The organism is Serratia sp. BIGb0234, assembly GCF_024809915.1.
In the GTDB taxonomy this organism is placed as follows: Bacteria; Pseudomonadota; Gammaproteobacteria; order Enterobacterales; family Enterobacteriaceae; genus Serratia; species Serratia liquefaciens.
Map to the genome: position 1 here is coordinate 1 of NZ_JANUEI010000007.1, position 25,089 is coordinate 25,089.

Genomic DNA, 25,089 nt, shown 5'->3' on the forward strand with positions numbered 1-25,089 from the left:
AAAGAATCGGTGGAGCGGTAGTTCAGTTGGTTAGAATACCTGCCTGTCACGCAGGGGGTCGCGGGTTCGAGCCCCGTCCGTTCCGCCACTTATTTAAATTATGCCTGCTATCTTAGCGGGCATAATGTTAAGCGAGATTTAGGGGCGTAGCTCAGTTGGTAGAGCACCGGTCTCCAAAACCGGGTGTCGCGAGTTCGAGTCTCTCCGCCCCTGCCATATTAGAAACCCTTTGCGAAAGCGAAGGGTTTTTTTTTGCGTGAAATTTCCCCATCTCCCCTAATTCCCCTGAAAGATCGCTTAAAACTCCCACCGAAATCGTTCCCAATTTAGACATTTTTAGCTGGATCCATGTACAAAATGGTTGTTCTGCCGTGATGTGATGCCGCGCATTATTCCTGCCCGATTTTCGACTACACCTAATGTGTGTCCAACCCTAAGGACACCCACTTCACCAGAAAAAATGCAGCATACACAACAACGATAATCCCTGCCCGGCGTGGTTCCATGCCAAGGCAACGCGAGGAGAACAACATGGTTAAACGTCTGCTGTTAGCGGCCGCCATTACTGGCGCTTTGGTAGGTACGGGACAGGCGGCACCGTTGGTCGTCGGCTTTTCACAGATTGGTTCCGAATCGGGTTGGCGTTCGGCGGAAACCAAGGTTTCGAAACAGGAAGCGGAAAAGCGGGGTATCACGCTGAAAATCGCCGATGCGCAGCAAAAACAGGAAAACCAAATCAAAGCAGTCAGATCTTTCATTGCTCAGGGTGTTGACGCCATCTTCATTGCACCGGTTGTCGCCACCGGCTGGACGCCTGTGCTGCAGGAAGCCAAAGAAGCCAAGATCCCGGTATTCCTGCTCGACCGAATGATTGAGGTAAACGACCCTTCGCTGTATACCGCGGCGGTGGCTTCTGACAGCGTACACGAAGGTAAAGTCGCAGGAGAATGGTTGGTGAAAGAGGTCGCCGGCAAGCCTTGCAACGTAGTCGAGCTGCAGGGCACCGTGGGCGCCAGCGTTGCCCTCAACCGTAAGAAAGGTTTTGCTGACGGCATAGCCTCCGCCGCCAACGTTAAGATCATCCGCTCGCAATCTGGTGATTTTACGCGCAGCAAAGGTAAAGAAGTGATGGAAAGCTTCATCAAGGCTGAGCAAAACGGCAAAAATATTTGCGCCGTTTATGCACATAACGACGACATGGCAATCGGCGCCATCCAGGCGATCAAAGAGGCGGGTTTAAAGCCGGGCTCACAGATCAAAATCGTTTCTATCGACGGTGTGCCTGACATATTTAAGGCAATGATGAACGGTGAAGCCAATGCCACGGTCGAGCTAACGCCGAATATGGCCGGTCCGGCGTTTGATGCGCTGCTGGCGATGAAAAAAGACGGTACCCCGCCGCCGAAGTTTATCCAGACCGAGTCCAAGCTGCTGCAACCGGATACGGCTAAACAGGAGTTCGAGCTGAAGAAAAGCATGGGCTATTAATCCACTCACCGGCGGAGCAGCAGATGGCTAACTCTCAGACGACGTTATTGACGATTAAGGGATTATCCGTTGAATTTCCTGGCGTAAAAGCGCTGGAGCAGGTTGATGTCACGTTGCAGCGCGGAGAGATCATGGCGCTGCTGGGCGAAAATGGCGCGGGGAAATCCACGCTGATCAAAGCGTTGACCGGGGTTTATCAGCGTTCCGCCGGCGAGGTATTACTGGAAGGCATCGCCATTGCCCCGCAGAGCACCGCGCAGGCGCAGACACTGGGCATTGGTACGGTTTATCAGGAAGTTAACCTGCTGGCGAACATCTCGGTGGCCGCCAACCTGTTCATCGGGCGAGAGCCCACGCGCTTCGGCCTGATCGATCAAAAAAAACTGCTGCGCCAGGCTCAGCAGCTTTTACTGGGGTATGGGCTGCAGTTGGACGTCAGCCAGCCGCTGGGTAATTACTCCATTGCCATCCAGCAGATTATCGCTATCGCGCGGGCCGTCGATCTGTCCGCCAAAGTCTTGATTCTTGATGAGCCAACCGCCAGCCTGGATGCCAAAGAGGTCAGCATGCTGCTGGACATTCTCAGCCAGCTCCGTAGTCAGGGAATGGGAATGATCTTTGTTACCCATTTTCTCGATCAGGTTTACCGCATCAGCGATCGCATCACCGTACTGCGCAACGGCAAGTTAGTGGGAACGAAAGCCACCGCCGACTTACCGCGTATGGAACTGGTACAGATGATGCTCGGCCACGCGTTTGATGAGTCATTACTGAAACGCAGCGAGCATACACCCTCAAAGGCGCCATCGTTGGTTGAATTCAGCGGTTATGGGCGGCGCGGGATGGTTGAGCCCTTTGATCTGCAGATTCGCCCGGGTGAGATTGTAGGGCTGGCCGGGCTGCTGGGATCGGGGCGTACCGAAACGGCCCAGCTCATATTCGGTATCAAACCGCGCGACAACGGCAGTGTAAAAGTCGAAGGGCGTGCGGTGAACATCCGGACGCCGCGTAACGCTGCCAGCCTCGGCTTCGGGTATTGCCCCGAAGATCGTAAGACCGATGGGATCATCGGCGCTGCGACCGTGCGGGAAAATATCATTTTGGCCCTGCAGGCTCAACGCGGCTGGCTAAGGCCGCTCTCGCTGAAAGAGCAAACCCGCATTACTGAAAGCTATATCCAACTGTTGGGCATTCGTACTCCTGGGCCAGAACAGCAAATCCAGTATCTGTCCGGCGGTAATCAGCAGAAGGTGCTGTTGTCACGTTGGCTGGCGACGAAACCCCGTTTTCTGATCCTGGATGAACCGACGCGCGGCATTGACGTTGGTGCGCATGCCGAAATCATTCGCTTGATCGAAAAGCTCTGTGACGAAGGTCTGGCATTGTTGGTGATCTCCTCCGAACTGGAAGAACTGGTGGGTTATGCCGATCGCATCGTTGTGCTTCGAGACCGGAAACACGTAGCGCTGCTTGAACATAACGCCATTACGGTGCCTGCAATCATGCAGGTAATAGCCGCACAACAGGGGGCAGGATGAACCTCAGGAGTTTCTCCATGACCAGTGGGCCGCGTAAAGTCAGGTGGGTCATCCCTGCCGGAGCAACGCAACTGGGGGCGCTGGCGGTGATTTTGCTTATCGACAGTCTGGTCGCCCCGAATTTCTTTTCCCTGCATATTCAAGACGGTCGACTGTTTGGCAGCGTAATCGACATTGTTAATCGCGGCGCACCGGTCGCGTTATTGGCATTGGGCATGACGTTGGTAATCGCCACCGGTGGTATCGACCTTTCGGTGGGAGCGGTGATGGCGATAGCCGGTGCCACGGCGGCAACGCTGACCAGCGCCGGTCATCCGCTGAGCTATGTACTGGCAGCCGCCCTGGCGGTTGGCGCACTGTGTGGCCTGTGGAACGGGTTTTTGGTGGCGGTGCTGCAGATACAGCCGATTGTTGCCACGCTGATGCTGATGGTGGCTGGGCGCGGCATTGCCCAACTGATTACCGAAGGGCAAATCGTCACCTTTGAGCGAGAGGGGTTGGCGTGGCTCGGCAGCGGTACGCTGATGTATTTGCCGATGCCGGCGATCATTGCTGCGGTCATGCTGCTGTTGATCTGGCTGTTAACGCGTAAAACGGCGTTGGGACTGTTTATCGAAGCCGTAGGCATCAATCTGCGTTCCGCGCGTAATGCAGGTGTCAGCACCGGCTGGGTGGTGATGGCGGTGTATGTGATCTGCGGGCTGTGCGCCGCCGTTGCCGGCGTTATCGTCACGGCGGATATCCGTGGCGCTGATGCCAACAATGCCGGGTTGTGGTTGGAGCTGGATGCGATCCTGGCGGTTGTGATTGGCGGCGGTTCACTGTTGGGCGGTCGTTTTAACCTGTTGCTGTCGGTAGTGGGGGCATTAATTATTCAGGGGATGAATACCGGCATTCTGCTGTCCGGCTATCGGCCTGAGTTTAATCTGGTGTTGAAGGCGATTGTAGTGTTGGCGGTGTTGATGGTGCAATCGCCCAGCTTCACGCTGCGCCACCTGCTTGGGAGAAGAAAACCATGATCAAACGTAATCTTCCGCTGCTGATTACCGTCCTGGTGTTCCTTCTGGGCTACGCTTTTTGTCTTACGCAGTTTCCCGGCTTTGCCTCAACGCGGGTGTGGTGCGATTTGCTGACTGACAACGCCTTTCTGGGCATCGTCGCGGTCGGCATGACGTTTGTGATCCTTTCCGGCGGTATCGATCTGTCTGTCGGCTCGGTGATCGCCTTCACCGGGGTGCTGCTGGCCAAGTTGATCGGAACTTACGGCATTGCACCGGGTTATGCGTTCATCATCGCGCTGTTGATGGGGGCGTCGTTCGGCGCGCTGATGGGTTGGATCATTGATGTGCTGAAGCTACCGGCGTTTATTATTACGCTGGCCGGAATGTTCTTCGTACGGGGCATGAGTTTTATTGTTTCAGAGGAGTCGATTCCCATCGATCATCCGCTGTATGTGACGCTGGCGAACTATGCCTGGAAAATGCCGGGCGGTGGGCGCTTTACATTGTTGGCGCTGGTGATGCTATTGGTTGTGGCGGTCGGCATGGTGCTGGCGCACCGTACGCGCTTTGGGCATAACGTCTACGCCATCGGCGGTAATCGGGTCTCTGCCGCGCTGATGGGCGTACCGGTACAGCGTACCACCGTACTGATTTATATGCTCTCAAGCACGCTGGCGGCACTGTCCGGGATCATTTTCTCGCTGTATACCTCGGCAGGTTATGCCCTGGCGGCCAGCGGCGTGGAGTTGGATGCCATTGCTGCCGTCGTGATTGGCGGTACCTTGTTGACCGGCGGCGTGGGCACCGTTTTGGGCACGCTGTTTGGCGTGCTGATCCAGGGATTGATTCAGAGCTACATTACCTTCGACGGCACGCTCAGTTCGTGGTGGACCAAAATCGTTATCGGTATTCTGTTGTTCTGCTTTATCGGCCTTCAGAAGGCGATAAGCGCGTTTTGGCTCAGCAGGCGAACCCAACCCCGACATCCTCGTTTGAAGCCGTTATAGCGCCTCATGCTGAGGTTTTCAAAGGTATTTTCAGCAGTTGCCGGATCAGCGGCTGCTGGTCGCTATTTTGCAGCCAGACGGCGTACAGCGGGCGGATAATGGCCGGGATCTCGGCGATGGCGGTTAACTGCGGGTAATCATTCTCCCACTGACTGGGCAGGAAGGCGCAGCCACCGGTGGTTTCCAGCAGTTGCCGGGTCAGATGCGCAGAGGTAGTGGTGAGCACCGGCAGAGTGTCGCTCTCCAGCATGCGGCTTTCCTGCTGATGGAAATCCGCCCCCCATTCCAGCTTGATATAGGGCATTGGCGCATGTTGATCGCGCAGGGTGGAAGAGAACAGCCGCAACGAGAAATTCCCCAACAGCTGGCTGGCCAGTTCATCCATCTTTGGCGGTTCGGTGGTGATGAGCAAATCGAGCTGTCTTTCATGCAGCTGTTTTACCAAAGAGTGCCGTAGCGCCACCCTGGCCTCCAGCTGCAACGCCTCACGCTGCTGATAGAGCGATTGCAGCCAGGGGGTCAAATAAGCCTCCCACAATGACGCCGTGGCACCGATGGATAACTCGGTATGTTGCAGTGAACGCACTACCTCTTTTTTCGCCAGTTGCCAGGTCATCATCAGGCTCTCTGCATAGGGCAAAAGCCGCTCTCCAGCAGGCGTCAGGCGGATATTGTTGCGGTGACGGGTGAACAGATTCGCGCCCAATTGGTTTTCTAACTGGCGGATGCGGAAACTGACGGCAGACTGCGTTAAGTACAAGGATTCTGCGGCTCGGCCAAAGTGACGCGTTCTACTGACCTCCAAAAAGGTTTTCAGTAATTCGGTATCCACACCCATCTCCAGTAATTTTTATCGTTAAGATTTAAATGTTTTGTTTTACACAATGTCAAGCCTATCTAATACTCCGCGCCATAAACAGCACGGCCATGAGAGAATTAGGAGCGTGTCAGATGGCGGATAGCTTCACCACGACCAGTCGATTTTTTGATAATAAACATTACCCTCGCGGGTTCTCCCGTCACGGCGATTTCACCATTAAAGAAGCGCAATTGCTAGAGCGTTTCGGGTATGCGTTCAACGAGCTGGATACGGGTAAACGCCAGCCGGCCACTGAAGAAGAACAGTTGTTCGTCGCAGTGTGCCACGGTGAGCGCGAGCCGGTTACCGAGCAGGAAAAAGTATGGGCCAAATATCTGGCGCGCACACGTCGCCCGAAAAAATTCCATACTCTGTCCGGCGGTAAGCCGCAGGCTGATGCGGTGGAAGATTACACCGACAGCGAGGATTGATTTTAATGGGGCCTTTGGGCCCCATTATTATTCAAGGCTGCGGTGCAGCTGCAGCAGCAGGCGATCCATACTGCGGTAGCCAAGCGCTTCACTCAAGTGTCGCTTATCAATAGCCTGATCTCCCGCCAAATCCGCCAGCGTGCGAGCCACTTTCAGGATCCGCTGCCAGGCGCGAACCGATAATCCCAACCTGTTTAACGTCGTTTCAAGAAAATCCGCGTCCGCGTCGTTAAGTCGGCAATCCCGTTCGACCTCATGATTGTTCAGCAGGGCATTAATTTTCCCCGCTCGACTGAGCTGCCTTTCACGCGCCAACAGCACTCGTTCCCGTACCTGAGCGCTGTTTTCACCGGCAATGCGCTTTTTGCTAAGCAGGCCTGGTGGCAACAATGGCACTTCAATCGAGAGATCGAAACGATCGAGAAAGGGCCCTGAAAGCCGCCCCAGATAGCGCAGGACCTGCTGTGGCGATGCGCGGTTATGCATGCCCTGGTAATGCCCGGTAGGGCTGGGGTTCATGGCGGCGATCAGCTGTACCCGTGCCGGGAAGCAGACTTTGGCGCTGGCGCGTGAAACCACGATCTCGCCGGACTCCAGCGGTTCGCGCAGCGCATCCAGTACCCGCCTTTCGAATTCGGGCAGTTCATCCAGGAACAGGACGCCATTGTGCGCCATGGAAATTTCACCCGGCCTCGGCAGCGAACCCCCGCCGACCAGAGCGGCCATCGAGGCGCTATGGTGCGGTGCGCGAAACGGCCGCTGTCGCCATGGCAGCGCTTGCGCAGCATGATGCAACAGGCTGGCCACCGCGATGCTTTCCAGTGCTTCCTGATCGGTCAGCGGCGGGAGAAGGCCATTCAAGCGGCTGGCCAACATGGTTTTCCCGGTCCCTGGCGGGCCCACCAGCAGCAGGTTGTGGCCGCCGGCCGCGGCGATTTCCAGCGCGCGCTTTGCCTGTTCCTGACCCAGAATATCCTGCAGATCGGCCGGTTCGGGCGCGTTGTTCATTGCCGGCGGCGCATGGGCTACCGGTAAATCCGCTTTACCCAACACAAAGGCGCACACCTCCAACAGGTGGTCCGCCACCAGGGTTTTGCTCTGCGTAATTAGCCCCACCTCCGGCCCATTGGCGGCCGCCAAAACCAATTGCCGTCCTGACTCCATGGCGGCCAGCGCGGCGGGGATGGCTCCGCTGACGCCCCGTAGAGCGCCAGATAATGCCAGTTCGCCAAGGAATTCATAGTGAGCCAGCTTATCGGCTGGCAGCTGTTCGGAAGCCGCCAGGATAGCCAGCGCAATCGGTAGATCATAGCGACCGCCTTCCTTGGGCAGATCGGCCGGTGCCAGATTGACGGTAATACGCCGTGCGGGAAAGGTGAAACCGTTATTGATCAAGGCGCTGCGCACTCGATCACGCGCCTCTTTAACCGTGGTTTCCGGCAGGCCGACCATCGTCAGGCCGGGGAGCCCATTGCTGATATGCACTTCCACCGTAACCGAAGGGGCCTGAACGCCCAGTGTGGCCCGGGTATAGATCACTGCCAGTGACATATTGCTCTCCTTGCTGAAGGCAATATGATGCGGGATGTGTTGCGACGTCGCGCTTTACCCTTGGAATATTTGCGCGATAAGCCGTAATTAAAATTATTGGTTTCAGATAGATAGCCTTTTTTTGTGCAGGGCTTCGCAAAGGGCGGCAATACCCCTTAACAATTACGCGAACGCTGCAACACATTAGCAGGCTAACCATGTTGCGACCGGAGGGGAAATGGGTGTATTTAACAATTGATTAAAATAAAAATCACCTATTTAACACAATCCGACCGCCGCTGCATTCTGCCGCGGCAGCCGCTAAACCTCATGACTTCGTACTCTACGGTAGGGATAACATTATGTTTGGTTGGACACCGCTGCAACGCAATGCAGCTATCGCCAGCTTTTCAAGCTGGACGCTTGATGCTTTCGATTTCTTCGTGCTGGTCTTTCTGCTCAGCGATATCGCGCAATCTTTCCATGTCGGTATGGAAGAGGTCACGCTGGCGATCCTGCTGACGCTGGCGGTACGCCCGATCGGCGCGCTGATCTTTGGCCGTGCGGCGGAAAAATATGGCCGCAAACCGATTTTGATGCTGAATATCGTGTTCTTCTCGGTGTTTGAACTGCTGTCCGCGGCGGCACCCTCGTTGACGATATTCCTGCTGCTGCGGGTACTGTACGGCGTGGCGATGGGCGGGATCTGGGGTGTGGCCTCATCGCTGGCGATGGAAACCATTCCCGATCGTTCACGTGGCCTGATGTCGGGGATTTTCCAGGCCGGCTACCCCTTTGGTTATCTGTTGGCGGCGGTAGTGTATGGCCTGCTGTTTGAAATTATTGGCTGGCGCGGCATGTTCGTAATCGGCGCGGCACCCATTTTATTGCTGCCGTTTATTTACTACTGCGTGCAGGAATCGCCGGTGTGGCTGGCGGCCCGAGAACGCAAGGAAAGCAGCGCATTGCTGCCGGTGCTGAAGAGCCATTGGAAACTGTGCGGCTACCTGGTGCTGCTGATGGCGGCGTTCAATTTCTTCTCGCACGGTACTCAGGATATGTATCCGGTGTTTTTGAAAGTTCAGCACGGTTTCGACCCTAAAACCGTCAGTATCATTGCCATTAGCTACAATATCGCGTCAATCATTGGTGGCGTTTTCTTTGGGGCACTGTCGGAAAAAATCGGCCGTAAGAAGGCGATCATCATTGCCGCCTTGCTGGCGTTGCCGGTGATCCCGCTGTGGGCGTTTTCCAGCGGTTCGCTGATGCTGGGGATTGGCGCATTCCTGATGCAGTTCATGGTGCAGGGGGCCTGGGGCGTGGTGCCGACTTACCTTACCGAATTGGTGCCGGCCAATACCCGCGCGGTACTGCCGGGGTTTGTTTATCAATTGGGTAATCTGATTGCTTCGGTCAACGCCACGCTGCAGGCGACGATAGCCGAGCATCATGGCCATAATTATGGGCTGGCAATGGCGATGATTGCCGGTACGGTGGCGATCGTGATTGCGTTGTTGGTGTTCTTCGGCAAGGACACGCGCGGTAAAGCGATCTCGGGTGCCGTGAAGTCATCAGGCGTGCAGGCTAACGTTTGAATACCGGACATTTTGCACGAGGTATGACCAGATTGCGCCGAATAATAACGCAAAAAAAGTGTTGTCATGCCGCGCGGGACTATGGTACCTCTGTAGGTATTAGTTCGAAACGAGCACAGTGAACAAACCCATTATGAAAGCCTTTGCCCAAGTGATTAGCCTAGTCGTGATTAGCGTGGTGGTGATTATTATCCCACCGTGCGGGGCTGCACTTGGACGAAGAATGGCTTAGAAAACAAGCCGGAATCGCAAGAGAACCCCCGCACCGAAAGGTCCGGGGGTTTTTTATTGGCAAGAGAAAAGTGAAGCGAGGATAAGAATATGAATAACAGAACAAAATCCTGCAATTTTCGAAGTAAGGCGGGGAAATAACTATGAACGGGGCTCAGTGGGTAGTACAAGCATTGCGTGCACAGGGAGTTGATAAGGTATTCGGCTATCCAGGTGGCGCAATCATGCCGGTCTACGATGCATTGTATGACGGTGGGGTAGAACACCTACTGTGCCGCCACGAACAGGGCGCCGCAATGGCTGCCATTGGTTATGCCCGCGCAACCGGCAAAGTCGGCGTTTGTATCGCCACCTCTGGTCCCGGCGCCACCAATTTGATCACCGGCCTGGCCGATGCGCTGCTGGATTCGGTTCCGGTAGTGGCCATCACCGGCCAGGTGGGTTCCGCGCTGATTGGCACCGATGCCTTTCAGGAGATCGATGTTCTCGGCCTGTCTCTGGCCTGCACCAAACACAGCTTCCTGGTGGAATCACTGGACGCGCTGCCGGGCATCATGGCAGAAGCCTTTGCCATCGCCTGTAGCGGCCGCCCTGGCCCGGTGCTGATCGACATCCCGAAAGACATCCAACTGGCCCACGGCGAGCTGCACCCGCACCTGGTGCCGGTCGTCGAAGAGTTGCATTACCCGGCGGCGGAGGTGGCGCAGGCCGCCGAGTTGCTGGCGCAGGCTCACAAACCGATGCTATACATCGGCGGCGGCGTAGGCATGGCGCAGGCGGTACCGGCACTGCGTGAGTTTATCGCGGTGACTCAAATGCCCAACGTTGTCACGCTGAAAGGGTTGGGCGCGGCGGATGCTGCTCACCCGTATTACCTCGGTATGCTGGGCATGCACGGTACCAAGGGCGCCAACCTGGCGGTGCAGGAGTGCGATCTGCTGATCGCTGTCGGCGCGCGTTTCGACGATCGCGTGACCGGGAAACTGAATGCGTTTGCGCCGCATGCAAAAGTGATCCACATGGATATCGACCCGGCGGAAATGAGCAAATTGCGTCAGGCACACGTTGCGCTGGAGGGCGACTTGAAGGCCTTGCTGCCGGCGTTGCAGCAGCCGCTGAAGATTGCCGCCTGGCAGCAGCGGGTGGTTGAGCTGAAGGAAGCCCACACCTGGCGTTATGATCATCCGGGCCAGCCGATCTACGCGCCGCTGTTGTTGAAACAGCTGTCCGAGCGCAAGCCGGCCAACAGCGTGGTGACTACCGACGTGGGCCAGCACCAGATGTGGAGTGCGCAGCACATGACCTTCGAGCGCCCGGAGAATTTCATCACTTCCAGCGGTCTGGGCACTATGGGGTTCGGCGTGCCGGCCGCGGTTGGCGCCCAGATGGCGCGCCCTGAGGATACGGTGATCTGCGTATCGGGCGACGGTTCCTTCATGATGAACGTACAGGAACTGGGCACCATAAAACGCAAACAGCTGCCGCTGAAAATCGTATTACTGGATAACCAGCGTTTAGGCATGGTTCGCCAGTGGCAGCAGCTGTTTTTTGACGGGCGTTACAGCGAAACCAATCTCTCCGATAACCCCGATTTCCTGATGTTGGCCAACGCCTTTGGCATTCCCGGCCAGCGTATCACCCGTAAAGACCAGGTGGCAGACGCGCTCGACGCCTTATTCAACAGCGAAGGGCCTTACCTGCTGCACGTATCGATCGATGAACTCGAAAACGTCTGGCCGCTGGTGCCGCCGGGTGCCGGTAACGAAACCATGTTGGAGAAAATCTCATGATGCAGCATCAACTCTCAATCCAGGCCCGTTTTCGCCCTGAAATGTTAGAGCGCGTATTGCGCGTCGTGCGTCATCGTGGCTTTCAGGTTTGTGCTATGAATATGGTTTCGGCGTCAAATACCGACAAGATTAATATTGAATTGACCGTTGCCAGCCAGCGCCCGGTGGATCTACTGTCATCTCAGTTGAGCAAACTGATGGACGTCTCCTGCGTTGAGATCCAACAGCAAACATCACAACAAATAAGCGCCTGATGCGTGAGAAGGATAAAGAACAATGACGAAGAAAGCCGATTACATTTGGTTCAATGGTGAGATGGTTCCCTGGGCTGACGCCAAAGTGCACGTGATGTCGCATGCGCTGCACTACGGCACTTCGGTGTTTGAAGGCGTTCGTTGCTATGACTCCCATAAAGGCCCGGTGGTGTTCCGTCACCGCGAGCATATGCAACGCCTGCACGACTCGGCAAAAATCTACCGCATGCCGGTATCACAAAGCGTTGATGAGCTGATGGAAGCCTGTCGCGCTACGCTGCGTAAAAACAACCTGGTCAGCGCTTATATTCGCCCGCTGGTGTTTGTGGGCGACGTCGGCATGGGGGTTAACCCGCCGGCCGGCTACAAGACAGACGTGATTATCGCGGCGTTTCCTTGGGGCGCGTACCTGGGTGAAGAGGCGCTGGAGCAAGGCATCGATGCGATGGTTTCGTCCTGGCACCGCGTGGCGCCAAATACCATCCCCACCGCGGCCAAAGCCGGTGGTAACTACCTTTCCTCCCTGCTGGTGGGCAGCGAAGCGCGCCGCCACGGTTATCAGGAAGGGATTGCGCTCGACGTGCACGGTTATATTTCCGAAGGGGCAGGCGAGAACCTGTTTGAAGTGAAAGACGGCGTGTTGTTCACCCCGCCGTTCACCTCTTCCGCGCTGCCGGGCATTACCCGCGACGCCATCATCAAATTGGCGAAAGACATGGGCTTCGAAGTGCGTGAGCAGGTGCTGTCCCGCGAATCGCTGTACCTGGCCGACGAAGTGTTCATGTCCGGCACCGCGGCGGAAATCACCCCGGTGCGCAGCGTCGACGGCATCCAGGTTGGCATTGGCAAATGCGGCCCGGTGACCAAACAAATTCAACAGGCGTTCTTTGGCCTGTTTACCGGCAAGACCGAAGACAAATACGGCTGGCTGGATCCGGTAAACCCATAAATAACGACGTTACCTGTTAGGGTAAAACGACAGACAGACAAGAATATCCAGGCGGTTCGTTCGCCGCCTGTAATAAATACATTTGGAGTGAAGAGCATGCCTAAGTACCGTTCCGCCACCACCACCCACGGCCGCAACATGGCGGGTGCCCGCGCATTATGGCGCGCGACCGGAATGACCGACGACGATTTTGGCAAACCCATTATTGCGGTGGTCAACTCATTTACCCAGTTCGTTCCGGGCCATGTGCATCTGCGTGATTTGGGCAAGCTGGTTGCAGAACAGATCGAAGCCTCAGGCGGCGTTGCCAAAGAGTTCAACACCATTGCGGTGGATGACGGTATCGCCATGGGCCACGGCGGTATGCTCTATTCCTTGCCGTCACGCGAACTGATCGCCGACTCGGTGGAATACATGGTGAATGCCCACTGTGCGGATGCGATGGTGTGCATTTCCAACTGCGACAAAATCACCCCGGGCATGCTGATGGCGTCATTGCGCCTGAACATTCCGGTGATTTTCGTTTCCGGCGGCCCGATGGAAGCCGGTAAAACCAAGCTCTCCAATCAAATCATCAAGCTGGATCTGGTGGACGCAATGATCCAGGGGGCTAACCCGAACGTCAGCGACGCCGACAGCGAACAAATCGAACGCTCCGCCTGCCCGACCTGTGGTTCCTGTTCCGGCATGTTCACCGCCAACTCAATGAACTGTTTGACCGAAGCGCTGGGCCTGTCGCAACCGGGCAACGGCTCGCTGCTGGCGACCCATGCCGACCGTAAGGATCTGTTCCTCAACGCAGGTAAACGCATCGTTGCCCTGACCAAGCGCTATTACGAACAGGACGATGAAAGCGCACTGCCGCGCAGCATCGCCAACAAGGCGGCGTTTGAAAACGCCATGACGCTGGATATCGCCATGGGCGGCTCGACCAACACCGTGCTGCACCTGTTGGCAGCGGCGCAGGAGGGCGAAATTGATTTCACCATGGAAGATATCGACCGCCTGTCACGCAAGGTGCCACACCTGTGTAAAGTGGCGCCAAGCACCCCGAAATACCATATGGAAGACGTGCACCGTGCCGGTGGCGTGCTGGCGATCCTCGGTGAGCTGGATCGCGCAGGCCTGTTAAACCGCGATGTAAACAACATACTGGGCCTGACCCTGCCACAGACGCTGGAGCGGTATGACATCATGCTGACCAAAGATGAGGCGGTGAAAAAAATGTTCCGCGCCGGCCCGGCGGGCATTCGTACCACCCAGGCGTTCTCTCAGGACTGCCGCTGGGATACGCTGGACGACGATCGCGCAGAGGGCTGTATCCGCTCGCTGGAAAATGCGTTCAGCCAGGATGGCGGCTTGGCCGTGCTGTACGGCAACATGGCGCAGGACGGCAGCATCGTTAAGACCGCCGGCGTCGATAAAGACAACCTGACCTTCCGCGGTCCGGCCAAAGTGTACGAAAGCCAGGACTCGGCGGTGGACGCTATCCTCGGTGGCAAAGTGGTTGCCGGTGACGTGGTGGTGATCCGCTACGAAGGGCCGAAAGGCGGGCCGGGCATGCAGGAAATGCTTTACCCAACCACCTACCTGAAATCCATGGGCCTGGGCAAAGCCTGCGCGCTGATCACCGACGGACGTTTTTCCGGCGGCACCTCGGGCCTGTCAATCGGCCACGTTTCACCGGAAGCGGGCAGCGGCGGCCTGATTGCGCTGATCGAAGATGGCGACATGATCGACATCAATATTCCTCAACGCAGCATGGTGCTGGACGTTTCGGACAGCGAACTGGCGGCACGCCGTGAAGTTGAGCTGGCACGTGGCGATCGCGCCTGGACACCGAAAAACCGTGAGCGTCAGGTTTCCTTGGCGCTGCGTGCCTATGCCATGTTGGCAACCAGCGCTGACAAAGGTGCAGTACGCGACAAGAGCAAGCTGGGAGGCTAAGCATCATGGCGGTATCGCAACCCCTACCCGACGCCCCCTGCGGCGCGGAGTATTTGCGAGCGGTGCTCCGCTCGCCGGTATACGAGGTGGCTCAGGTCACTCCGTTACAGGCCATGAGCAAAATTTCTTCGCGCCTCGGCAACACCATTCTGGTGAAGCGCGAAGATCGTCAGCCGGTGCACAGCTTCAAGCTGCGCGGGGCCTATGCCATGATCGCCAGCCTGAACGAAGAGCAGAAAGCGCGCGGCGTGGTAACGGCTTCGGCCGGCAACCATGCGCAGGGCGTGGCCTACTCCGGAAAACGTCTGGGGATCAAAACGCTGATCGTCATGCCGGTGTCCACCGCAGACATCAAAGTGGATGCGGTACGCGGTTTCGGCGGCGAAGTACTGTTGCACGGCGCCAACTTTGATGAAGCCAAGGCCAGGGCAATTGAGCTTTCGCACAAGCAGGGCATGACCTTCGTTCCCCCGTTCGATCACCCAACGGTGATCGCCGGGCAGGGCACGTTGGCGATGGAGCTTCTGCAACAGGACGCGCATCTCGACCGGGTGTTTGTTCCGGTTGGCGGTGGTGGTCTGGCGGCGGGTGTTGCGGTGTTAATCAAACAGCTGATGCCGCAGATCAAAGTGATCGGCGTGGAGGCGGAAGACTCCGCCTGCCTGCGCGCGGCGCTGGATGCCGGGCATCCGGTAGATTTGGCGCGAGTCGGACTGTTTGCCGAAGGCGTGGCGGTGAAGCGCATCGGTGATGAAACCTTCCGCCTGTGCCGGGAATATCTGGACGACGTGATCACCGTCGACAGCGACGCTATCTGCGCGGCGGTCAAAGATTTGTTTGAAGACGTGCGTGCCATTGCCGAACCCTCCGGCGCGCTGGCACTGGCCGGGCTGAAGAAATACGTTCAGCAGCACAACATCCAGGGCGAGCGCCTGGCGCACGTGCTGTCCGGTGCCAACCTGAACTTCCACGGCTTGCGTTATGTATCTGAACGCTGCGAATTGGGCGAACAACGCGAAGCCCTGCTGGCAGTGACCATTCCTGAGCAGAAAGGCAGCTTCCTGAAGTTTTGCCAACTGCTGGGCGGCCGGTCGGTGACCGAGTTCAACTACCGTTACGCCGATGCGGACAACGCGTGCATCTTCGTCGGTGTCCGCCTGACGCGTGGCCATGCCGAACGTCTGGAAATCATCGACGAGCTGAACGCCGACGGTTATCAGGTGGTGGATCTGTCCGATGACGAAATGGCCAAACTGCACGTGCGCTACATGGTCGGTGGGCGTCCTTCGAAACCCCTGCGCGAGCGGCTGTACAGCTTTGAGTTCCCGGAGTCGCCGGGCGCGCTGCTGAAGTTCCTGCAAACTCTGGGCACCCATTGGAACATCTCGCTGTTCCATTACCGCAGCCACGGCACCGATTTTGGCCGCGTGCTGGCTGGTTTTGAGCTGTCGCAGACCGAACCTGAGTTTGAGCAGCATTTGCAGGCGCTGGGCTACGACTGCCACGATGAAACCGATAACCCGGCGTTCCGCTTCTTTTTGCAGGGCTAAGGGAACCGACAAGGACGGCGCATGACGGATAAATTTAACGGCTTTAGCCAGCAGGGCCTGAATTTTCTTCAGCAGGTGCGGATCGAGAACGACAAGGAATGGTTTGAAGGCAACCGCGGCGTTTACGATCGTGAGCTGCTGACGCCGTTCCGCTCGCTGGTGGCTGAGCTTGCCCCGACGATGCTGGCGATCGATCCGCAGTTTGAAACCCGCCCGGCGATCGGTAAAACGCTGTCGCGTATACACCGCGACACGCGTTTTTCTCACGATAAATCACGTTATCGCAGCCGCATGTGGTTGACGTTCAAACGGCCGAGCAAAGACTGGAAGGATGCCCCGGTTTATTTCTTCGAACTGGGGCCGGACATGTTGCGCTATGGGCTGGGTTATTACAGTGCCAACAAGCAAACCATGGATCTGTTTCGTCATACGCTGCAGCGTCGTCCGCAGCCTTTTCTCGAGGTCGCGGCCTGTTGTCAGCCGCCGTTCGAGCTGGTGGGAGAAAGCTACAAACGCCCGCTGGTTAAAGAGCAGGCGGCAGACATTGCCACCTGGTACAACCGCAAATCTTTTGCGGTGATGGCTACCGACAGCCAGGTGGAGACGTTATTCAACGCCGGGCTGACGCAGAAGCTGGCGCAAGCTTTTCAGCAGTTGGAGCCGCTTTACCATTGGTTGATGCAGGTAGAGGCGATGAAACAAGTCGATCCGGCAGATCTCTAAATACCCGTCGTCTTTCAAGCTGCAGCGTTGTTGGCTGCACTAGCTGCAGCATGAAATCCCTGGGGTATTTCTATCTCGCGTTTCAAATGATCGTGTTTAAAAGCAATGGTGTCGTGTTAAGGATTTTTGACCGTTAATAACAAGCGCCAGAAAGCGTCGATCAGCGGATCGCTGAGGCGTTTTTTCTGCACGCAGACGCCCAGTTCGAACGGTTCGACCATAGAGATATTTTCTAACTGTGAGATGCGGTTACGTACCGGCTCGGGGCTGTTGTCCACCACCACGCCGGGGATCAGTGCGATGCCGCAGCCCAGCGCCACCATGGAAACAATCGCCTCGTGGCCGCCGACGGTGGCGTAAATCAGCGGATTGGCGATGCGCTGGCGACGGAACCACAGCTCGATACGTTTTCGCGACGGGCCATGCTCCGGCAGGATAAACGGAATATTGGCCCAGTCGGGCTGCTCGGCAAATGCCTGGCTGCGCACGGCGCAGGGCAGCGCCGGGGCAATCAATACCAGCGGGATCTCGCCGATTTTGGTGAAGGCTACGCTGGTGGGCAGGGTTTCAGGCCGGCCGGCAATGCCCAGATCGGCTTCGTTGGACTGAACCTTATCGACGGCGTCGGCAGCGTCACCGGTGGTGAGTTTAATTTCCACCAGCGGATGTTGCGCGCGGAAGCGGTCCAGGATCGGCGGCAGGTGGCTGTAGGCGGCGGTGACCGAGCAGAACAGCCGCAGCTCGCCGCTCAGCGAAGGGCCGTGCTGGCCGAGAGAATGCTTCAGTTGCTGGTATTGCAACAGCGTCTGCTGGGCAAAGTCTTTTAGCTGCTCGCCGGCATCGGTGAGCTGCACGGTGCGGTTATCGCGTAAAAACAGCGGCTGCCCGAGGATCTCTTCCAGCCGTTGGATCTGGCGGGAAAGCGTCGACGGACTGACGTGCATCGCCTTGGCGGTGCGGCCAAAATGGTGGCTTTCGGCCAGATGAAGGAACAGCTTTAAATCACGCAAATCCATATCAGTACGCTCGCAGCAAGAGTGTTGCATAAATTGCAATATCACATTCGTAATATATCAATTTAAGCAACGCGTTTCCTGTTATACATTGAGTTTAACGAATCTCCGCACAGACAGGCGGGGAATGAAAATAACATGCAAGACACAACATCTAACTGGAGTACCACCATGGCTAACTATTTCAACACATTGAACCTGCGTCAGCAGTTGGCGCAATTGGGTAAATGCCGTTTTATGGCACGTGAAGAATTCGCTGATGAAGCCGGCTACCTGAAAGGCAAAAAAGTGGTGATTGTCGGCTGTGGCGCACAGGGCCTGAACCAAGGCTTGAACATGCGTGACTCGGGGCTGGATGTGGCTTATGCCCTGCGTAAAGAAGCTATCGACGAAAAGCGTCCTTCATGGCGTAAAGCGACCGAAAACGGCTTTAAAGTAGGGACTTACGAAGACTTGATCCCACAGGCCGACCTGGTGGTTAACCTGACGCCGGACAAGCAGCACACCTCGGTAGTGCGTGCCGTACAGCCGCTGATGAAAGACGGCGCGGCGCTGGGCTACTCTCACGGCTTCAACATCGTTGAAGTGGGTGAGCAAGTACGTAAAGATATTACCGTGGTGATGGTTGCGCCAAAATGTCCGGGCACCGAAGTGCGTGAAGAATACAAACGTGGTTTCGGCGTACCGACCCTGATTGCGGTTCACCCGGAAAACGACCCTAAAGGTGAAGGCATGGCGATTGCCAAGGCATGGGCTGCCGCGACCGGCGGTCACCGCGCCGGCGTTCTGGAGTCTTCCTTCGTCGCTGAAGTGAAGTCTGACCTGATGGGCGAGCAGACCATTCTGTGCGGCATGCTGCAGGCGGGTTCACTGCTGTGCTTCGATAAACTGGTTGCTGAAGGTACCGACCCGGCTTATGCAGAAAAACTGATCCAGTTCGGTTGGGAAACCATCACCGAAGCACTGAAGCAGGGCGGTATCACCCTGATGATGGACCGTCTGTCCAACCCGGCTAAACTGCGTGCTTATGCGCTGTCCGAGCAACTGAAAGAGATCATGGCGCCGCTGTTCCAGAAGCACATGGACGACATCATCTCCGGTGCCTTCTCCAGCGGCATGATGGCCGACTGGGCAGAAGATGACGTGAAGCTGCTGAACTGGCGTGAAGAGACCGGCAAGTCGGCGTTCGAAAACGCGCCGCAGTTCGAAGGCAAAATCAGCGAGCAGGAATACTTTGACCACGGCGTACTGATGGTGGCAATGGTGAAAGCCGGTGTTGAGCTGGCGTTTGAAACCATGGTTGACGCAGGTATCATCGAAGAATCCGCTTACTACGAATCACTGCACGAACTGCCGCTGATCGCCAACACCATTGCGCGTAAGCGTCTGTACGAAATGAACGTGGTTATCTCTGATACCGCCGAGTACGGCAACTACCTGTTTGCCAATGCGGCAGTGCCATTGCTGAAAGAGTTCATGACTACCCTGCAGGCGGGTGATCTGGGCAAATCCGTGGCCGGGACTTCTGTAGATAACGCGCAACTGCGTGACGTGAACGAAGCGGTGCGCAATCACCCAATCGAATCCGTTGGCCGTAAGCTGCGTGGTTATATGACGGATATGAAACGTATCGCGGTAGCAGGCTAAATACCCGTCGTCTTTCAGGCTGTAGCGTTGTTACCTGCACTATCACACCCCAGTCGCTGACTAAGGTAAGCTCCTGGGGATGAGATAGCTTGGCACCTGGCTACAACCTGAAATCCATAGGGTATTAAGATGGGTTTTCGAGCCCAATAAAAAGGCCAGCATTATTGCTGGCCTCAGATTGCTGACAAAGTCCTATGCAGTTAAAAGTCCTGATCTGAGGACGAATAAAAACAAAGGATTATGTCTTCTGATTTACCCCAAACATCCGAAAACCACGTTTTTCGGGTGTTTGTCATCAGACTAAGGCCAGCATTATTGCTGGCCTTTCGCATTTCTACGGAACAGGATTCATTGCGGCATGGCGGCGAGTGGGATAATGGCGCCACGATGCTGGATCACCGTGCTGGCGGTGAGATGACCGCGCTGCGCCGCCTGCACGGCATCGCCGCCGGTTAAGCGTACCGCCAGGTAACCCGCGCTGAAAGAGTCCCCGGCCGCCGTGGTATCCACTATTTTTTCTTTCGGCAGCCGTACCGCCGGGATTTCAAATTCGGTGCCTTCGGCGCTGAACACCAGGCAGGCCTCTGCCCCGCGTTTGATTACAATCTCCATTACGCCCAACTGCTGCGTGCGCTGCACCACCTGTTCCACCGGCTGTTTGCCCCACAGCAAATCCTCGTCATCCAGCGTCAGGAAGGCGATATCGGTGCAGGCCAGCACCTCGCGATAAGCCTGCTGCGTTTCTTCCCGGTTTTGCCACAGCCGCGGGCGATAGTTGTTATCGAAAATGACTTTGCCACCGTTGGCGCGGCACTGGCGCAGTAATGCCAGCAGCTTGGTGCGGCTGGCCGCGTCGAGGATCGCCACGCTGATGCCGCTAAGGTATAGATAATCGAAGTGGGCCAGTTGTTCGCATAACGTCTCCGCCTGTGGGCTGGCCAGCCAGTAACGGGCGGCGGCGTCATTGCGCCAGTAATAGAAAGTGCGTTCGCCGGCCTCATCGGTTTCGATCACGTACAGGCCCGGCAGCTTGTTTTCCAGCCGTTGAACCAGGCGCGTATTGACCTTCTCCTGTTGCCAGGCGTGCAGCATCTCATCGCTGAAACTGTCGGTGCCGAGCGCGGTAACGTAATGCACCTGCAGCGTGCTTTCTGCCACCTGGCGGGCAACGTAAACGGCGGTGTTTAGCGTATCGCCGCCAAAGCCGCGGCTAAGGTCCGCGCCTTTTTGCGTCAGTTCAATCATGCATTCGCCGATCACGGCAAGATTCTGGGTGGTCATAGTCAACGAGCCCTGGCTGAAAGAAGAAGGTGAATGAATGCGAAACCCATCCAGTCTCAAGGCAAGGGGCGAGGGAGTCAACGAAAATAAAACAACGTTTTAATTTAATTATGACGACGATCGGGAAACTGAAAAATTTCCCGATCCGCAGACAAGAGTCCGCCGTTATTTAGCGGCTGCGCGCAGCTCGGTGACGCATTTGCCGCCGATGCCCCAGTTGTCGGTTTCTACTTCATCGATGACGACCACGGTGGTGGCCGGATTCTTCCCCAGCGTATCCACCAGCAGTTGTGTCACGCCGGCGATCAGCTGTTTCTTTTGCTCCGCTGTCGCACCTTCACGGGTAATTTTGATATTTACGTAGGGCATGTTTTTTTCCTTGGTTTTTTGTTATCGCTATTCACTGTAGAAGGCTTTTGCCGCCGCTTAAAGTTTTATCGCCTGCTGCCGATAAACCCAGGGAAGCAATCACGCAGACTGAGCGTTTTCATGTCCCTTCGATGGCGATAGTCCCAATGACAACCAAGATGATTTCTGGTCTGCTGGCGCCATTCCTTGCCGTATGCACACATATAAAAGCACAGCATTTTTGGCGGCAATGCCGGCGGCAGTATACTTTTCAGCCGATCTACCGCACCTGTGGCACTCTGCTGGCACTCGAACTGCTGACGGCGGTGTCTCATCCTGACGCACCGGACAAACCGCTGTCGCCGGAGCACTATTTTGCCGCCCTTGACGTGCGCAAGCGCCTGCAGATCATTCAGGAACAGCTGACGTTGCTCCAGCACTGGCAGCCGTTGTTGACCCGTCACGCGTTGATGGTATCGGTCAATATCGACGGCATTGCATTGCAGGCGCTTCAGCGGCACGACGTGTTGCAACGACAGATTGCCAGCATGCCTTATCTGCGCTTCGAGCTGGTGGAGCACGCGGGAATGGCGTTGAACGGCCCGTTGCAGCAGATTGCCGGGGCCGAGCGGCTGTGGTTGGATGACTTCGGTAGCGGGCTGGCGAATTTCTCCGCCGTCAGTACCTGGCGCTATCAATACATCAAGGTGGCGCGTGAATTGTTCACCCTGCTTAAGCAGACGGAGGATGGCATTCAACTGCTCTCCACGCTGGTCAGAATAATGAACCAGCACAGCGAAGGAGTGATTGTTGAAGGGGTGGAAACCGAGCAGGAATGGCTGCTGGTGCAGCGCTCTGGTGCCCTGGCGGCGCAGGGGTACTACCTTTCCCGTCCGGCCCATTTCGACACTCTGCAAACCTTGCCCAGATTGTTTTCCGTGCCGGCTGCCTGATCCTCGTCCCCTAAAGCGTGAACTCTGGCCTATCCTCGGCTAGGCTTGATAACAGTTGCTTATCAATTGTTGGCAAGTTTCGCGTTCAGGGAGCCATTATGACAAAAACAGGAAAGGCGTTCACTTGGGTGGGCGGTATTGTGCTGCTGATCATCGTCGCGTTGGTGATCTTTGCGCTGGCCTTCGACTGGAATCGCCTCAAACCGACCATTAACGACAAGGTGTCTGCCGAATTGCACCGTCCGTTCGCTATCCGTGGCGACTTGGGTGTGGCCTGGACGCGCGACAAAGATGAAGGCGGTTGGCGTGCCTGGGTGCCATGGCCGCGTATTCATGCCGAAGATATCGTGCTGGGTAACCCGGAAAATATCCCGGGCGACACTATGGTCCAGTTGCAGCGCGTCGAAGCCAGCATTTCGCCATTGGCGTTGTTGGGCAAAGAGGTGCTGATCCCGCGTATTTGGCTGAAGCAGCCGAACGCGAGCCTGCGGCGTCTGGCCAATGGCGAGAATAACTGGACCTTTAACCTGGCCGGCGATCCCAATCAGCCCCCGTCCGACTGGACGGTGAACGTTCATGACATCGTATTCGATAAGGGTCAGATTGCTTTTAAAGACGCCACGCTGAAGGCCGATTTCCGCGCTGAGATTGACCCGCTCGGCAAACCTTTGCCGTTCAGCGAAGTGACGGGCAAAAAAGACGCCAGCAAAGCCATCACGCCTGACTATGTTTTCGGTTGGAAGGTGAAAGGGACCTATAACGGTGAGCCGCTGGCGGGCAGCGGCAAGATCGGCGGTATGCTGTCGTTACAAAGTGCCGACTCGCCATTCCCGCTGCAGGCAGATGTGCGTTCCGGCTCAACCCGGGTAGTGGTAGCAGGTACGCTGTCCGACCCGATGAACCTCGGCGGGCTGGACTTGCAGCTTAAATTCTCCGGTGACAGCCTGGGGAATCTGTATGGCCTTACCGGCGTGCTGCTGCCGAATACTCCGCCTTACTCCACCGATGGTCATCTGAGTGCTCGCCTGCACGAGAAAGGCGGAGCCGTATTCCAGTACCAAAAATTCGACGGCAAAATCGGCGACAGCGATATTCACGGTGATTTGACCTATGTCGCCAGCAAACCCCGGCCGAAGCTAAGCGGTGAGGTACTGTCGAAGCAGCTGCGCTTCGCCGATCTGGCGCCGTTGATTGGCGCGGACTCCAACACCGAAAAAGCCGGACGCGGCGAAAAAAGCCGTCAGCCGGCCGGCAAGGTGCTGCCGGTAGAAAAGTTTGAAACCCAAAGCTGGAAGGTGATGGATGCGGACGTCAAATTCACCGCCAAGCGCATTGAGCACGGCAGCTCGCTGCCGCTGAGCGACCTCTATACCCATCTGCAGTTGAACAACGGCGCCATCCTGATGGATCCGCTGCGGTTCGGCGTGGCGGGCGGTAACCTCAACGCCACCCTGCGCCTCGACGGCAGCAAGAATCCGATGCAGGGTCGGGTGGATATGCACGCGCGGAAATTCCAGCTCAAGCAGCTGTTGCCGAACGTGGGATCGATGAAACGTAGCCTGGGGCAGTTGAACGGCGATGCCAAACTCACCGGCACGGGCAACTCGGTGGCGGACTTGCTGGCGACCAGCAGCGGCGATCTGCGGATGGTGATTAACAATGGGGTTATCAGCCGTAGCCTGATGGAAATTCTCGGGCTCAACGTCGGTAACTATCTGGTAGCGCAGCTCTTTGGCGACGACGTCGTGGGCATTAACTGTGCGGCGGCGGACATCGGGATCAGCACCGGCGTGGCGGCACCGCGGTTGTTTGTGTTCGATACCGAGAACGCGATTATCAATATCAGCGGCAATACCAATCTGGCCACGGAGCGGCTGGACCTGTCCATCGATCCGGAAAGTAAGGGGATGCGCGTGCTGACGCTGCGTTCGCCGCTGTATGTGAAAGGCACCTTCGCGCATCCGGACGCTGGGGTGAAGGTTGGTCCGCTGATTGCGCGCGGTGCGGCTGCGGTAGCGTTGGGCGTGGTACTGACGCCGGCAGCGGCATTGTTGGCGCTGGTTTCGCCGAGCGAAGGCGGTGAGGAGAACCAGTGCGGACAAATTCTGCAGCAGATGAAGAAGAAAAAATGATCGCTAATGGCCCGCACTGCGGGCCATTTTTATTGCAGAACCCGGCAGTCGTGATCCTGAATTTCTTCCGCCGAGGCCAGGGTAAACGGCAGCAGGCTGCGCTCGGTGGCCAGCAGCAGGAAGTCGCCGCCCGGCAATGCGGTCATTGCCAGGCCAAAACTGCCCATGCGGCCTTCGGATCGTGGTACCCCTTTCGCCAGCAGGCGGAAAGCCCCCTGTTTTTTCAGATCACTAGCGGTGACCTTGCGCACCAGATAGTCATGCCCCAGTAAACCGCCGGGCATGGGTTCCCACTGTTCACTGTATTCTGTCGCATATCGCGCCAACTGCGTTTTTACCGCCGGTAACAGGCAGGAAATATGAATATGCAACTGATTCTGCGTTCGGCCATATTGCGAGTTAATCGCCAGCGAAATATCGGCGTCATCAATCTCTTTGCCGTATTTATCCGCCATAAAATGCCGTGCGGCCCAGGCTTGCTCAAAGAAGTTTGGGGTGGTGGCTTCCAGCACCTGCGGGCTTTCAATGCCGGTGATTTTGGCCGTTGGCATCAGTAAATACTGCAGTGGCCCGTTGCGATCCTTAAACACCACAAAACCGGCCTGTGGGTCGACCTGCGCGCAGGGGGCAGGGTTGTTATGCGTTTGTTGGTTGGGCAGGCACTGTTGGCTGACGATACGCCATAGCGCGTTTGAATTGGAGGGTATTAGCCAGAACCAGCCAGCCAGCGCAATGGCGATCACCACCAATGGCACAACGTACCAAAACAGTCTGCGGCGCAGAGACATTATTGATTTCCATTTCTGTCAAAGAGGAAGCGTT

21 protein-coding genes, 2 tRNA genes and 1 pseudogene are annotated in these 25,089 nt (G+C 56.6%); 18 read left to right on the forward strand and 6 right to left on the reverse strand.

The genetic code is table 11. The features are described from left to right. Positions 1–11: 11 nt before the first annotated feature. The 6 genes from M2407_RS20895 to yjfF all read left to right on the forward strand — a co-directional run bounded on the left by M2407_RS20895 (position 12) and on the right by yjfF (position 5,034). Positions 12–88 (forward strand) — tRNA-Asp (locus M2407_RS20895). A 52-nt stretch (positions 89–140) separates the two neighbouring features. Further along, positions 141–216: transfer RNA gene (locus M2407_RS20900), tRNA-Trp, on the forward strand. A gap of 315 nt (positions 217–531) precedes the next feature. Beyond that, positions 532–1,488 (forward strand): galactofuranose ABC transporter, galactofuranose-binding protein YtfQ, encoded by a 957-nt coding sequence (ytfQ, locus tag M2407_RS20905; protein ID WP_020837505.1) that lies wholly within the window; start codon positions 532–534, stop codon positions 1,486–1,488. Between the two features lie 23 nt (positions 1,489–1,511). Further along, entirely contained in the window at positions 1,512–3,026 is a 1,515-nt protein-coding gene (gene ytfR, locus M2407_RS20910) for a galactofuranose ABC transporter, ATP-binding protein YtfR (RefSeq protein WP_259219527.1), read from the forward strand. Positions 3,027–3,043: 17 nt separating this feature from the next. Then, positions 3,044–4,045: a galactofuranose ABC transporter, ATP-binding protein YtfT gene (gene ytfT / locus M2407_RS20915; protein ID WP_170868584.1), complete on the forward strand. Its 1,002-nt coding sequence runs from the start codon at positions 3,044–3,046 to the stop codon at positions 4,043–4,045. Then, positions 4,042–5,034: a galactofuranose ABC transporter, permease protein YjfF gene (gene yjfF, locus M2407_RS20920; RefSeq protein WP_048762617.1), complete on the forward strand. Its 993-nt coding sequence runs from the start codon at positions 4,042–4,044 to the stop codon at positions 5,032–5,034. The genes ytfT and yjfF overlap by 4 nt, the downstream gene beginning before the upstream one ends. 4 nt (positions 5,035–5,038) lie before the next feature. Here yjfF and hdfR read toward each other — a convergent pair whose 3' ends face one another. Then, positions 5,039–5,866: an HTH-type transcriptional regulator HdfR gene (gene hdfR, locus M2407_RS20925; RefSeq protein WP_041415741.1), complete on the reverse strand. Its 828-nt coding sequence runs from the start codon at positions 5,864–5,866 to the stop codon at positions 5,039–5,041. 119 nt (positions 5,867–5,985) lie between these two features. Here hdfR and M2407_RS20930 point away from each other — a divergent pair, with 119 nt between their 5' ends. Beyond that, positions 5,986–6,324: a DUF413 domain-containing protein gene (locus M2407_RS20930; protein ID WP_020837497.1), complete on the forward strand. Its 339-nt coding sequence runs from the start codon at positions 5,986–5,988 to the stop codon at positions 6,322–6,324. Between the two features lie 27 nt (positions 6,325–6,351). Here M2407_RS20930 and M2407_RS20935 read toward each other — a convergent pair whose 3' ends face one another. Then, the gene (locus M2407_RS20935; RefSeq protein WP_128865712.1) at positions 6,352–7,875 is read right to left on the reverse strand and encodes a YifB family Mg chelatase-like AAA ATPase; all 1,524 of its coding nucleotides are present in this window, start codon (positions 7,873–7,875) and stop codon (positions 6,352–6,354) included. A 341-nt stretch (positions 7,876–8,216) separates the two neighbouring features. On the opposite strand from M2407_RS20935, the gene M2407_RS20940 reads away from it, so the two are divergent. The 8 genes from M2407_RS20940 to M2407_RS20975 all read left to right on the forward strand — a co-directional run bounded on the left by M2407_RS20940 (position 8,217) and on the right by M2407_RS20975 (position 16,893). Next, entirely contained in the window at positions 8,217–9,449 is a 1,233-nt protein-coding gene (locus tag M2407_RS20940; RefSeq protein ID WP_122080440.1) for an MFS transporter, read from the forward strand. A gap of 133 nt (positions 9,450–9,582) precedes the next feature. Further along, positions 9,583–9,681, forward strand: coding sequence for an ilv operon leader peptide (gene ilvL, locus M2407_RS20945; protein WP_015962288.1), 99 nt, complete (start codon positions 9,583–9,585; stop codon positions 9,679–9,681). A 142-nt stretch (positions 9,682–9,823) separates the two neighbouring features. After that, a complete protein-coding gene (gene ilvG / locus M2407_RS20950; RefSeq protein WP_020837490.1) occupies positions 9,824–11,470 on the forward strand; it encodes an acetolactate synthase 2 catalytic subunit in 1,647 nt (548 codons plus the stop codon). Continuing rightward, complete coding sequence (ilvM, locus tag M2407_RS20955; protein WP_020837489.1) at positions 11,467–11,724, forward strand: acetolactate synthase 2 small subunit; 258 nt, start codon at positions 11,467–11,469, stop codon at positions 11,722–11,724. Before ilvG ends, ilvM begins: the two co-directional genes overlap by 4 nt. 22 nt (positions 11,725–11,746) lie before the next feature. Further along, a complete protein-coding gene (gene ilvE, locus M2407_RS20960; protein WP_020837487.1) occupies positions 11,747–12,673 on the forward strand; it encodes a branched-chain-amino-acid transaminase in 927 nt (308 codons plus the stop codon). 96 nt (positions 12,674–12,769) lie between these two features. After that, positions 12,770–14,620 (forward strand): dihydroxy-acid dehydratase, encoded by a 1,851-nt coding sequence (ilvD, locus tag M2407_RS20965; protein WP_048762615.1) that lies wholly within the window; start codon positions 12,770–12,772, stop codon positions 14,618–14,620. A 5-nt stretch (positions 14,621–14,625) separates the two neighbouring features. Then, the gene (gene ilvA / locus M2407_RS20970) at positions 14,626–16,170 is read left to right on the forward strand and encodes a threonine ammonia-lyase, biosynthetic (protein ID WP_041415091.1); all 1,545 of its coding nucleotides are present in this window, start codon (positions 14,626–14,628) and stop codon (positions 16,168–16,170) included. A 21-nt stretch (positions 16,171–16,191) separates the two neighbouring features. Next, entirely contained in the window at positions 16,192–16,893 is a 702-nt protein-coding gene (locus M2407_RS20975) for a DUF2461 domain-containing protein (protein ID WP_142816227.1), read from the forward strand. A gap of 116 nt (positions 16,894–17,009) precedes the next feature. Here M2407_RS20975 and ilvY read toward each other — a convergent pair whose 3' ends face one another. Next, entirely contained in the window at positions 17,010–17,909 is a 900-nt protein-coding gene (gene ilvY, locus M2407_RS20980) for an HTH-type transcriptional activator IlvY (RefSeq protein WP_020837481.1), read from the reverse strand. 168 nt (positions 17,910–18,077) lie between these two features. Between ilvY and ilvC the strand changes: the two genes are divergently transcribed. Continuing rightward, the gene (ilvC, locus tag M2407_RS20985) at positions 18,078–19,553 is read left to right on the forward strand and encodes a ketol-acid reductoisomerase (RefSeq protein WP_046374902.1); all 1,476 of its coding nucleotides are present in this window, start codon (positions 18,078–18,080) and stop codon (positions 19,551–19,553) included. Positions 19,554–19,901: 348 nt separating this feature from the next. On the opposite strand, the gene M2407_RS20990 is transcribed toward ilvC, so the two are convergent. Both M2407_RS20990 and M2407_RS20995 read right to left on the reverse strand, forming a co-directional pair. Continuing rightward, positions 19,902–20,834 carry a sugar kinase gene (locus M2407_RS20990; protein ID WP_259219549.1) on the reverse strand — a complete coding sequence of 311 codons (933 nt, stop codon included), beginning with the start codon at positions 20,832–20,834 and terminating at the stop codon, positions 19,902–19,904. A gap of 165 nt (positions 20,835–20,999) precedes the next feature. Further along, complete coding sequence (locus M2407_RS20995) at positions 21,000–21,203, reverse strand: 2-hydroxymuconate tautomerase family protein (RefSeq protein ID WP_020837477.1); 204 nt, start codon at positions 21,201–21,203, stop codon at positions 21,000–21,002. 146 nt (positions 21,204–21,349) lie between these two features. Here M2407_RS20995 and pdeH point away from each other — a divergent pair, with 146 nt between their 5' ends. Together pdeH and M2407_RS21005 are read left to right on the forward strand one after the other, a co-directional pair. Further along, positions 21,350–22,135 (forward strand): cyclic-guanylate-specific phosphodiesterase, encoded by a 786-nt coding sequence (gene pdeH / locus M2407_RS21000; protein ID WP_082144866.1) that lies wholly within the window; start codon positions 21,350–21,352, stop codon positions 22,133–22,135. Between the two features lie 98 nt (positions 22,136–22,233). Then, positions 22,234–24,267, forward strand: a complete 2,034-nt coding sequence (locus M2407_RS21005) for an AsmA family protein (RefSeq protein ID WP_259219552.1) — start codon at positions 22,234–22,236, stop codon at positions 24,265–24,267. A 29-nt stretch (positions 24,268–24,296) separates the two neighbouring features. Here the strand turns inward: M2407_RS21005 and M2407_RS21010 are convergent. Further along, positions 24,297–25,064, reverse strand: a pseudogene (locus M2407_RS21010) (CDP-diacylglycerol diphosphatase); the annotation flags it as partial. Positions 25,065–25,089: the final 25 nt, after the last annotated feature.

Coding starts and splice junctions, on each gene's coding strand:
- ytfQ (WP_020837505.1), top strand. CDS start 532: ATGGTTAAACGTCTGCTGTTAGCGGCCGCCATTACTGGCGCTTTGGTA.
- ytfR (WP_259219527.1), top strand. CDS start 1,512: ATGGCTAACTCTCAGACGACGTTATTGACGATTAAGGGATTATCCGTT.
- ytfT (WP_170868584.1), top strand. CDS start 3,044: ATGACCAGTGGGCCGCGTAAAGTCAGGTGGGTCATCCCTGCCGGAGCA.
- yjfF (WP_048762617.1), top strand. CDS start 4,042: ATGATCAAACGTAATCTTCCGCTGCTGATTACCGTCCTGGTGTTCCTT.
- M2407_RS20930 (WP_020837497.1), top strand. CDS start 5,986: ATGGCGGATAGCTTCACCACGACCAGTCGATTTTTTGATAATAAACAT.
- M2407_RS20935 (WP_128865712.1), bottom strand. CDS start 7,875: ATGTCACTGGCAGTGATCTATACCCGGGCCACACTGGGCGTTCAGGCC.
- M2407_RS20940 (WP_122080440.1), top strand. CDS start 8,217: ATGTTTGGTTGGACACCGCTGCAACGCAATGCAGCTATCGCCAGCTTT.
- ilvL (WP_015962288.1), top strand. CDS start 9,583: ATGAAAGCCTTTGCCCAAGTGATTAGCCTAGTCGTGATTAGCGTGGTG.
- ilvG (WP_020837490.1), top strand. CDS start 9,824: ATGAACGGGGCTCAGTGGGTAGTACAAGCATTGCGTGCACAGGGAGTT.
- ilvM (WP_020837489.1), top strand. CDS start 11,467: ATGATGCAGCATCAACTCTCAATCCAGGCCCGTTTTCGCCCTGAAATG.
- ilvE (WP_020837487.1), top strand. CDS start 11,747: ATGACGAAGAAAGCCGATTACATTTGGTTCAATGGTGAGATGGTTCCC.
- ilvD (WP_048762615.1), top strand. CDS start 12,770: ATGCCTAAGTACCGTTCCGCCACCACCACCCACGGCCGCAACATGGCG.
- ilvA (WP_041415091.1), top strand. CDS start 14,626: ATGGCGGTATCGCAACCCCTACCCGACGCCCCCTGCGGCGCGGAGTAT.
- M2407_RS20975 (WP_142816227.1), top strand. CDS start 16,192: ATGACGGATAAATTTAACGGCTTTAGCCAGCAGGGCCTGAATTTTCTT.
- ilvY (WP_020837481.1), bottom strand. CDS start 17,909: ATGGATTTGCGTGATTTAAAGCTGTTCCTTCATCTGGCCGAAAGCCAC.
- ilvC (WP_046374902.1), top strand. CDS start 18,078: ATGGCTAACTATTTCAACACATTGAACCTGCGTCAGCAGTTGGCGCAA.
- M2407_RS20990 (WP_259219549.1), bottom strand. CDS start 20,834: ATGACCACCCAGAATCTTGCCGTGATCGGCGAATGCATGATTGAACTG.
- M2407_RS20995 (WP_020837477.1), bottom strand. CDS start 21,203: ATGCCCTACGTAAATATCAAAATTACCCGTGAAGGTGCGACAGCGGAG.
- pdeH (WP_082144866.1), top strand. CDS start 21,350: ATGACAACCAAGATGATTTCTGGTCTGCTGGCGCCATTCCTTGCCGTA.
- M2407_RS21005 (WP_259219552.1), top strand. CDS start 22,234: ATGACAAAAACAGGAAAGGCGTTCACTTGGGTGGGCGGTATTGTGCTG.